General features: G+C 71.6%; 8 protein-coding genes. 2 read left to right on the top strand and 6 right to left on the bottom strand.

Annotation, left to right across the window (positions count from 1 at the left end):
• Positions 1–2: 2 nt before the first annotated feature.
• From M6B22_RS02285 to M6B22_RS02275, 3 genes are read right to left on the bottom strand one after another with little or no spacing between them, the layout of a single operon-like run.
• Complete coding sequence (locus M6B22_RS02285) at positions 3–866, bottom strand: FAD binding domain-containing protein (protein ID WP_269444155.1); 864 nt, start codon at positions 864–866, stop codon at positions 3–5.
• Positions 863–3,244: a xanthine dehydrogenase family protein molybdopterin-binding subunit gene (locus M6B22_RS02280; protein ID WP_269444154.1), complete on the bottom strand. Its 2,382-nt coding sequence runs from the start codon at positions 3,242–3,244 to the stop codon at positions 863–865. The genes M6B22_RS02285 and M6B22_RS02280 overlap by 4 nt, the downstream gene beginning before the upstream one ends.
• Positions 3,241–3,735 (bottom strand): (2Fe-2S)-binding protein, encoded by a 495-nt coding sequence (locus tag M6B22_RS02275; RefSeq protein ID WP_269444153.1) that lies wholly within the window; start codon positions 3,733–3,735, stop codon positions 3,241–3,243. Before M6B22_RS02275 ends, M6B22_RS02280 begins: the two co-directional genes overlap by 4 nt.
• 205 nt (positions 3,736–3,940) lie before the next feature.
• Between M6B22_RS02275 and M6B22_RS02270 the strand changes: the two genes are divergently transcribed.
• Positions 3,941–5,875: a putative bifunctional diguanylate cyclase/phosphodiesterase gene (locus M6B22_RS02270; RefSeq protein WP_269444152.1), complete on the top strand. Its 1,935-nt coding sequence runs from the start codon at positions 3,941–3,943 to the stop codon at positions 5,873–5,875.
• Positions 5,872–6,783 carry an ABC transporter substrate-binding protein gene (locus M6B22_RS02265; RefSeq protein ID WP_269444151.1) on the top strand — a complete coding sequence of 304 codons (912 nt, stop codon included), beginning with the start codon at positions 5,872–5,874 and terminating at the stop codon, positions 6,781–6,783. The genes M6B22_RS02270 and M6B22_RS02265 overlap by 4 nt, the downstream gene beginning before the upstream one ends.
• 24 nt (positions 6,784–6,807) lie before the next feature.
• Here M6B22_RS02265 and M6B22_RS02260 read toward each other — a convergent pair whose 3' ends face one another.
• From M6B22_RS02260 to M6B22_RS02250, 3 genes are read right to left on the bottom strand one after another with little or no spacing between them, the layout of a single operon-like run.
• Positions 6,808–7,929: an XdhC family protein gene (locus tag M6B22_RS02260; protein WP_269444150.1), complete on the bottom strand. Its 1,122-nt coding sequence runs from the start codon at positions 7,927–7,929 to the stop codon at positions 6,808–6,810.
• Complete coding sequence (locus M6B22_RS02255) at positions 7,922–9,028, bottom strand: vWA domain-containing protein (protein WP_269444149.1); 1,107 nt, start codon at positions 9,026–9,028, stop codon at positions 7,922–7,924. The genes M6B22_RS02260 and M6B22_RS02255 overlap by 8 nt, the downstream gene beginning before the upstream one ends.
• Positions 9,029–9,031: 3 nt before the next feature.
• Positions 9,032–9,910, bottom strand: coding sequence for an AAA family ATPase (locus M6B22_RS02250; protein WP_269444148.1), 879 nt, complete (start codon positions 9,908–9,910; stop codon positions 9,032–9,034).
• Positions 9,911–9,955 lie beyond the last annotated feature (45 nt).

Genomic DNA, 9,955 nt, shown 5'->3' with positions numbered 1-9,955 from the left:
TCCTAAGTGGTGCCGACCGCGGCCAGGACGGCCCTGCGGGTGAGCACCCGGGCCAGGTGCTCGCGGTAATCAGATCTACCAGACAGGTCGCTCGGCGCGTTGCTGCCCTCGGCGGCATGCTCGGCGGCCGCGCCGATCGCGTCGGCCGAGGTGTTCGCTCCAGTGAGGGCTTGTTCGGTGGCGGACGCGCGCAGCGGGGTCGAGCCCATGTTCGTCAGCCCGATCCGCGCCTCGGCGATGGTGCCGTCACCGGCCCGGTTCACCAGGGCGGCCACGCCGACGATCGACCAGGCCTGTGCGACCCGGTTGAACTTCTCGTAGTGCGACGTCCAGCCGTTGCCCAGCTTCGGGACGCGCACAGCGGTGAGCAGCTCGTCCGCGGCCAGCGCGGTGGTGAGGTAGTCCCGGAAGAAGTCGGCCGCCGCGATCCGCCGCTCACCGCCCGGACCGGACGCGACGAGCTCGCAGTCCAGCGCGAGCGCGACGGCGCCCAGGTCACCGGCCGGATCGGCGTGCGCGAGCGCGCCGCCGAACGTGCCGCGGTGCCGCACCTGGGGGTCGGCGACGGTCGCGGTCGCCTGCGCGATCAGCGGCGCGTGCTCGCGCACCAGGTCGTCGTGCAGCACCTCGTGGTGTGTGGTCATGGCACCGATCACGATCGCGTCGCCCTCGTCGCGGACGCCCTTGAGTTCGGGCACCCGGCCCACGTCGACGACAGTCGACGGGTAGGCCATCCGCAGCCGCAGCACCGGGATCAGCGACTGGCCACCGGCGAGCACCTTGCCTTCGTCGCCGGCCTCGGCCAGGCAGTCCAGCGCCTCGGCGAGCGACTCGGGTCGCGCGTACTCGAACTGTGCCGGGATCATTGCGCACCTCCCTGGACCGCGCGCCAGATTCGCTCCGGCGTCATCGGCATTCGCACGTCGGTGACGCCGAAGGGACGCAGCGCGTCGACCACCGCGTTGACGACCGCCGGGGTCGAGGCGATCGTCCCGGCCTCGCCGACACCCTTGACGCCCAGCGGGTTGTCGGTCGACGGGCTGACGGTCCGGTCGGTCGTGAACGACGGCAGGTCGCTGGCCGACGGCAGCGTGTAGTCGACGAAGGTCCCGGTGGTCAGGTTGCCCGCGTCGTCGAACACCGCCTCCTCGAACATCGCCTGCGCGATGCCCTGCGCCAGCCCGCCGTGGACCTGGCCCTCGATGATCATCGGGTTGATCGGGTTGCCGACGTCGTCGACGCACACGTACTTGCGGATCTTGGCCATGCCGGTCTCGGTGTCGACATCGATCGCGCACAGGTGCGTGCCGTGCGGGAAGGAGAAGTTCACCGGGTCGTACACGGCGTCCGAGTCCAGGCTCGGTTCCATCCCGTCCGGCAGGTTGTGCGCCGTGAAGGCCGCGAACGCGATCTCACCGAGAGCGACCGACGAGCCGGGCGAGCCCTTCACGCTGAACGAACCGGCCTCGAACTCCAGGTCGTCCTCGCTCGCCTCGAGCAGGTGAGCGGCCACCCTGCGGGCCTTCTCGATCACCTTGTCGGCCGCCTTGACGATGGCGATGCCGCCCACGGACAGCGAGCGCGACCCGTAGGTGTCCAGGCCCTTGGGCGAGGACTGCGTGTCGCCGTGGATGATCTGGACGTCCTCGAACGGCACGCCGAGCCGGTCGGCGACGATCTGGCTGAACGCGGTCTCGTGGCCCTGCCCGTGCGCGCTCGCGCCGGTGACCACCTCGACCTTGCCGGTGGCCAGCACGCGCACCGACGCGGCCTCCCAGCCGCCGGCGCCGTAGTCCAGCGAGCCGAGCACGCGGGACGGGGCCAGCCCGCACATCTCGGTGAACGTGGAGATGCCCAGGCCCAGCTGCACCGGGTCCTTGCGCTCTCGACGCTCGGCCTGCTCGCGCCGGAGTGCGTCCCACCCGATGAGTTCGAGCGCGCGGTCGGTCGCCGCCTCGTAGTTGCCGCTGTCGTACGTCAGGCCGCACACCGTGGTGAACGGGAACTCCTCGTGCCGGATCCAGTTCTTGCGGCGCAGTTCCATCGGGTCCATGCCCAATTCGGCCGCGAGCTCGTCCATGATCCGCTCGATGGCGAAGGTGGCCTCGGGCCGCCCCGCCCCGCGGTAGGCGTCGGTCGGCGTCTTGGTGGTGAAGACCCCGTCGCAGACGAAACGGTAGGCGGGGAACTTGTAGATCGAGTTGTACATGAATGCGCCGAGGATCGGTACGCCCGGACCGACCAGCCGCAGGTAGGCGCCCATGTCGGCCAGCAGGTGCACGTCCAGGCCGGTGACCGTGCCGTCGCGCTTGGCGGTGATGGTGATGTCCTGGATCTGGTCGCGCCCGTGGTGCGCGGTCATCAACGACTCCGAGCGCGACTCGGTGAACTTGCACGGTTTGCCGAGCCGGCGCGCCATGAGCGTGGTGAGCACCTCTTCCGGCGTGACCGGGATCTTGCCGCCGAACCCGCCGCCGACGTCCGGCGCGACGACGCGCACGGCGTGTTCCGGGATGCCCACGGTGAGCGCCAGCATGGTGCGCAGGATGTGCGGGATCTGCGTGGCCGAGTGGACCAGCACACCGTCGCCCTGCGGCTGCACGACCACCGACCGCGGCTCCATGAACGAGGGGATCAGCCGCTGCTGGATGAACCGGCGGGTGAGCGTGACCTCGGCACCGGACAGCGCGTCCTCCATCTTGCCGCCGGTGCCGGCCTCGCCGGAGTCGAAGACCCAGGTGTACGACTTGTTCGACGAGGTGTTGTCCGGGTGGACGAGGTCGGCACCGTCGGCCAGGGCCGCCTCCATGTCCAGCACCACGGGCAGCGGCTCGTAGTCGATCTCGATGGCCTCCAGGGCGTCCTGCGCCTCGGCCTTGGTGCGGGCGGCGACCACGGCCACCGCCTCGCCGACGTGGTTCACCTGGGTGACCGCGATGCTCGGGTGACCGGGGTTGACCATGTCCTTGGTCACCGGCCACGCGCAGGGGAGGCTGCCCTGCGTCTCGGCGAAGTCCTGCCCGCTGAACGCGGCGACGACGCCCGGTCGCGTCCGCGCGGCGGACACGTCGATCGAGGTGATCCTGGCGTGCGCCATCGGGCTGCGCAGGATGGCCAGGTGCAGCATCCCGGGGAGCACCATGTTGTCGGTCCACGTGGTGCGCCCGGTGATCAGGTGCTGGTCCTCCTTGCGCCGGCGCGCCTTGCCGATCTCGGCTTCGGGGCGGTCGCTGACGGCGGTCATGACGCTGCTCCGGCGCCGGCTGCCGCGCCTGCCGCCGCGCCCGCCGCGGCCTGCACCGCGCGGACGATGTTCTGGTAGCCGGTACAGCGGCACAGGTTGCCCTCGATGCCCTCGCGGATCTCCTCCTCGCTCGGGTGCGGGTTGTGCCTGAGCAGGTCGCGGGCGGCCATGATCATGCCCGGCGTGCAGAAGCCGCACTGCAGCGCGTGGTTGTCGTGGAAGGCCTGCTGCATCGGGTCCAGCCCGTCGGTGCCGGCCAGGCCTTCGACCGTGGTGACCTCGCTGCCGTCGGCCTGCACGGCCAGCACGGTGCAGCTCTTCACGCTCAGGCCGTCCAAATCGACGGTGCACGCTCCGCAGTTGCTCGTGTCGCAACCGACGACCGTCCCGACCTTGCCGACCTGCTCGCGCAGGTAGTGCACCAGGAGCGTTCGGGGCTCGACGTCGTCGTGGTAGCTGACCCCGTCGACAGTCACGTTGATCTTGGTCATCGCGCCTCCTGAATCGAGCGTCCCGGATCAATCAACCTAGCGTGAGCACCCTCACATGGCGAGGCCGCTCACATCCGATTCCTGGTTCGGCTTCACTCGATTGGATCACCTGCCGATAGGGGCGAGCGTGAAGAGTCGGCGGCGCCAGGCCTCCCACGGGGGCCCGCGCCTGTTCTTTGTGTACGCCGCGGCCAGCCTGGTCCCGGTGGCGGCGCTGGGCGCCGTCCTGGTGCGCAACGAGCAGCACTCGGGCACCGAGCGCGGCCTCGCGCAGGGCCGCGCCCAGGCCGACGTGATCACCCAGATGGCGATCGCCCCGGCACTGGACCGGCGCGACCTGCAGGGACCGGTCAGCGCCTCGGTCAATCAGCGGCTGCACCAGGCGATCGACCTGGCGCTGTACAAGGGATCGCTCACCGGCATCCGGCTGCGCACCTTCGACGGCAGCATCGCCTACTCCGATGACGCAGCCGCCGCCTCGGTGCCGAGCTCGGACCCGGCGTTCCGGACGGTTGCCGACCACGGCGGCACCACCGTCGCTGTCGTGGCGTCCCCGGACGGCGCCCCGGGCAAGGCGATCCGGGTGCTCGAGCCGGTCGTGCCCAACGCGACCGGTCAGGCGACCGGCGTGCTCGAGCTGTACCTGCCGTACGCGCCGATCGCCGAGGTGGTGCAGGCCGAAGAGCACCAGACCTACCTGCGCCTCGCCGAAGGACTCGGCGCGCTGTATGTCGTGCTCGCCCTGATCTCCTGGTCGACCACGCGCCGGCTGCGCCACTATGCGGCGAACCAGGCGCATCAGGCGCGGCACGACCCGCTCACCGAGCTGCCGAACCGGTCACGCTTCCGCGAGCAGGCGGCCGCGGCCGTCGAGGCCGCCGAACAGGGCGGCCAGGGCGGCGCCATCGCACTCGTCGACCTGGACCGGTTCAAGGAGGTCAACGACACCCTCGGCCACCACGCCGGCGACGAACTGCTGCAGTGCGTGGCCCAGCGGCTCAGCGCGGCCGTGCGCACCGACGATCTGGTCGCCCGCCTCGGCGGTGACGAGTTCGGCCTGCTGCTTCCCGGGGTCGCCTCGGCCGAGGTCGCGCGAAACCTGTTGCGCGAGGTGCAGCGTCAACTCAGCGAGCCGATGGAGATCGACGGCGCCAAGCTCACCGTCGAGGCGAGCGTCGGCCTGGCGCTGTACCCGAAACACGGCACCGACGTCTCGCTGCTGATGCGTCACGCCGACGCCGCCATGTACCAGGGCAAACGCGGCAGCGAGCGCACCGTCGTCTGGCAGCCGGAAAGCGCGACCCCCCACACGCAGTGGCACGTGTTGCTGACCGAGCTGCAGCACGCACTGTCTCGCGACGAACTGGTGCTGAACTACCAGCCGAAGATCGACCTCGGCACCGGTCAGGTCTGCGGCGTCGAGGCCCTGGTGCGCTGGGACCACCCCGAGCGTGGCTTCCTGCCGCCGTCGGAGTTCATCCCGGTGGCCGAGAGCTCGACGCTGATCCACCCGCTCACCGAGTGGGTGCTGCGCCGCGCGCTCGGGCACCAGCGCGCCTGGCAGCGGTACGGGCTCGACTGGCCGGTGGCCGTCAACGTCTCGGCGCACAACCTCGAGGCACCAGGCTTCGTCGCCCAGGTGCTCGGGATCGTCGGCGCGTTCGGGGCGCGCCCGCAGGACCTGCTGCTCGAGCTCACCGAGACGGCCCTGGCAGCGGACAACGCGACCACCGAAGCCAGCATCGTGGCGCTGCGCGAGGCGGGCGTGCAGGTCAGCCTGGACGACTTCGGCACCGGCACCACGGGGCTGCTCCAGCTGCGCAGCATGCCGGTGCAGGAGATCAAGATCGACGCCGTCTTCGTGCGCGAACTCGGGGCCAACTCCGGTGACCGCACGATGGTGCAGGCCATGCTCGAGCTGGCGCACGGGATCGGCGTCCGGGTGGTTGCCGAGGGCGTCGAGGACCAGAGCTCGCGCGACTGGCTGATCGCCGCGGGCTGCGATGCCGCCCAGGGCTACTACTTCCAGCGCCCGGCGCCATGGCCGGAACTGGCCGAACGCTTCGCCCCGCTGCCGTCCCACCGATCCGCGGTGGCTGAACCGGCAACGCGCCAGACCGTAGAGGTAGTCAGAACGTGAAGCTGCATTCCCTGCCGCGCCGGGGCGCGGCCATCGCCCTGTCCGCCACGCTGCTGCTGGCCGCCGGCTGCGCGAGCAGTTCCAAACACGGGACACCGGACGACCCGGGCGCTTCGCTGCGGGTCAGTCACCAGCTCAACGCCGACCTGCCCGATGACATCCGCTCGCGCGGGGAACTGCGCGTGGTCACCGACGCGAGCTACGCCCCCGCGTCCAGCTTCGCGGCGGACGGCCGGACGAACATCGGCTTCGAGCCCGATCTCGGCGCCGCGCTCGGCCGGGTGCTGGGGATCAGGGTGGTGTTCCGCAACGCCGACTTCGCGACGTTGCCGGCCCTGGTCAACTCCGGGCGCGCCGACCTGATCATCAGCGCGATGACCGACACCGCCGAGCGGGAGAAGGACCTCGACTTCGTCAACTACTTCGCAGCCGGCACCTCGGTGGTCGTCTCGCGCGGCAACCCGCACGGCATCAGCGACCTGGAGAGCCTGTGCGGCCAACGGGTCGCGGTCCAGGCCGGCACCGTCCAGCAGGACCTGCTCAAGCGTGAGCAGAGCCGATGCGGCGCAAAGCTCATCAAGGTCACGGCGACCGACACGAACGACGACGCGCTGATGCTGCTGCGCACCGGTCGGGCCGCGGCGATGCTGATGGACTACCCACCCGCGGAGGCGCTGACCACCGACCCGAGCACGCGCGCGCACTACCAGCTGGCGACCACCACGCAGTACGAGCCGGGGCTGTACGGCATCGGCATCGCCAAGGGGAACACGGCACTGCGCGAGACCGTGTCGGCCGCGCTGTCGGTGCTGATCTCCAGCGGCACCTACGCGGCGGTGCTGCGCGAGTGGAACGTGTCCGAGGGCGCGGTGGCCGAGGTGTCCACCAACGCCGCGACCGGCGGCTGAGCAACGCCCCCGCCCGGCGACTGGTCAGCGCGCAGCTGCCGCGCTGACCTCGTGGTGTATCGGCCCGGCGGTGGCGCGCAGCTGTGAGCCGGTGCCACCCCAGCGCGCGGCGATCAGCTCGGCGGCGACCGACACTGCCGTCTCCTCCGGCGTGCGAGCCCCGACGTCCAGCCCGATCGGGGCGTGCAGCCGGGTCAGTTCCGCATCGCTCAGGCCGCGTTCGCGCAGCTGGGTGAGCCGGTCCTCGTTGGTGCGCCGCGAACCCATCGCGCCGACGTACGCGAGCGGCAACCGCAGCGCGATCTCCAGCAGCGGGACGTCGAACTTCGGGTCGTGCGTGAGCACGCAGACCACGGTGCGACCGTCCACCTCGGTCTTGGCCAGATACTTGTGCGGCCAGGCCACGATCACCTCGTCAGCGTCGGGGAAACGCTTCTTGGTGGCGAAGGTCGGCCGGGCGTCGCAGACCGTCACCCGGTAGCCGAGGAACGCGCCGATGCGCGCGACGGCAGCCGCGAAGTCGATCGCACCGAACACGATCATGCGGGGCGGCGGGGCGTACGACGCGACGAACACCGCGATCTCGTCCCCCCGGCGTTCGCCGTCCGGGCCGTAGTGCACGATGCCGGTGCGTCCCTGTTCGAGCATGCCCTGCACGTCGTCGCGCACCGCGTCGTCCATCCGGGTGCTGCCGAGCGTGCCGCCGGCCGAATCCGGTCGGACGATCATGCGTTGCCCGATGCGCGCCTCATCGCCGCTGATGAGCGTGGCCACGGCGACCGGGTTCCCGGCGCGGACGTCCTGCACGAGCTCGCCGAACTCCGGGAAACCGGTGCGGTCGACCCGCTCGACGAACACGTCGATGATGCCGCCGCAGGTCAGCCCCACCGAGTACGCGTCGTCGTCGCTGACGCCGTAGCGCTGCAGCACCGGCCGGCCGTCGGCTCGGGCGGCCTCGGCGAGTTCGTACACGGCGCCCTCGACACACCCGCCGGACACGCTGCCCACGGCGGTGCCGTCCGGCCCGACCGCCATCGACGCGCCGGGCTGGCGCGGTGCCGACTTCCAGGTGCCGACGACGGTTCCCACGCCCACCGGTTCGCCGGCCTGCCACCAGCTGAGCAGGTCGTCCAGCACGTCACGCATGCGCGATCACCTCCGCAACGTTACGCAGCGCGTCGAAGCTGTGCCCCGAGACGAGGTCGTCCAGATGGGGCAGTGCTGCCATCATGCCCGCCGTGAGGGGAGCGAAGCCGCTCTTGCCCTTGTGCGGGTTCACCCAGACGACGGTGTGCGCTAGCCGGGCGAGGCGGGCCATCTGCTCGCCGAGCAGCGCGGCGTCGCCGCGCTCCCAGCCGTCGGACGCGATCACGACCACCGCGCCGCGTGCGGTGCCGCGCTGCCCCCACCGGTCGAGGAACGCGCGCAGCGCCTCGCCCAGTCGCGTCCCGCCGCTCCAGTCGGGTACCGCGGCGCCCGCGGCCCGCAGCGCGAGCTCGGGGTCACGCAGCCGCAGCTGGCGGGTCACGCGGGTCAACCGGGTGCCGACGGTGAACGCCTCGGTGCTCGCCGGCGCGACCCGGACCGCGGCGTGCGCGAACCGCAGCAGCACGTCCGCGTACGGCGCCATCGACCCGCTGACGTCCAGCAACAGGACCAGGCGGCGCGGCCGGTCGCGGCGCCGCTGGTAGCGCAGCGCCCCGGGCTCGCCGCCGTCGCGCAGCATCTGCCGGACGGTGCGCGGCACGTCCAGGCGCTTGCGCCCGCCGCGGGTGAGACGCAGCGTGCGCCGGGTGCCGACCCGCGGTGCGAGCAGCGCGATCATGCGGTGCACCTCGGCACGCTCCTCGGCCGAGAGCGCGGCGATGTCGTGCGTGCGCAGCAGCTCGGTGTCGGCGGCGGCGGTGCACAACAGGTCCTCGTCGGTGTCGTCCGGTTCGCCCGACACGTCCGCGGCAAGGGTGCGGACGGCGGCGACCTGCGGCAGCGGGCGATCCATCGAGGGCACCGGCAACGGCGGCCGGTGCAGCCCGAACCAGGCGTCGAACAGGGCGTCGAACTTCGGCAGGTCGTCCGGCTCGGAGCAGAGCGTGAGCCGGGTCGCCCAGTAGACCTGGTCGCGGTCGCGCGGATCCACCCGCGCGAGCGCGGCGACGCTGGTCGTGAGCCGGGTGCGGTCGGCCGCGACCCCGGCCGCGCGCAACGCGCGGGCAAAGCCGGTGAGGACGTCGACGGGCGCGCTCACCGCTCAGCCGAGCCGTTCCAGCAGGTCAGGCAGCAGGTCGCGCTCCACGCGCACCTGGTCCTCGCGGTACTTGATCGCGGCACCGAGGCTGGCGGCGGCGATGTCACGGGTGAGGGCGCGCGCGCCGAGGACGTGCAGCGCCCGCGTCCAGTCGATCGACTCGGCGATGCCGGGCGGCTTGAGCAGGTCCGCCTCGCGCAGCCGGCCGACCACGGCAGCGACATCGCGGGTCAGCTTGTCGGCGGCGTCCGGAACGTGCCGCTGGACGATCTCGACCTCCCGGGCGAAGTCCGGGTGATCGACCCAGTGGTAGAGGCAGCGCCGCTTGAGCGCGTCGTGCACCTCGCGGGTGCGGTTCGAGGTGAGCACGACGAGCGGGGGAGTCTCGGCGCGGATCGTCCCGAGCTCGGGGATGCTCACCGCGTTCTCGGCCAGCACCTCCAGCAGGAACGCCTCGAACTCGTCGTCGGCGCGGTCGATCTCGTCGATGAGCAGCACGGACGGGCTGTGCTCGAGCGCCTGCAGGATCGGCCGGGCGATCAGGAAGCGGCGCTGGTACAGGCTGGCCTCGAGGTCGCTGGTGTTCGCCGCCTCCACGGCCCGCAGGTGCAGGATCTGCCGCGGGAAGTCCCAGTCGTAGAGGGCCTGGCTGGCGTCGATGCCCTCGTAGCACTGCAGCCGGACGAGCCGGGCGTCGGTGATCTCGGCGAGTGCCTGCGCCAGCGCCGTCTTGCCGACCCCCGGGTCGCCCTCGAGGAACAGCGGCCGGCCCATCGCGATCGCCAGGTAGGCCGCGGTGGCCACGCCGGTGTCCGGCAGGTAACCGGCGGCGTCGAGGGCGTCTGCTACGTCGGACGGTCCGGTGAAGGTGCGTGGCTGCATACCCCGAGCATGGCTGTTTTCCGCGCGCCGCGCATAGTCTCGGGC

The sequence above is a fragment of the Jatrophihabitans cynanchi genome, assembly GCF_027247405.1.
Taxonomy (GTDB): domain Bacteria; phylum Actinomycetota; class Actinomycetes; order Mycobacteriales; family Jatrophihabitantaceae; genus Jatrophihabitans_B; species Jatrophihabitans_B cynanchi.
The sequence above is the reverse complement of the archived record's forward strand: the minus strand, read 5'-3'. Positions and strand labels throughout refer to the sequence as shown.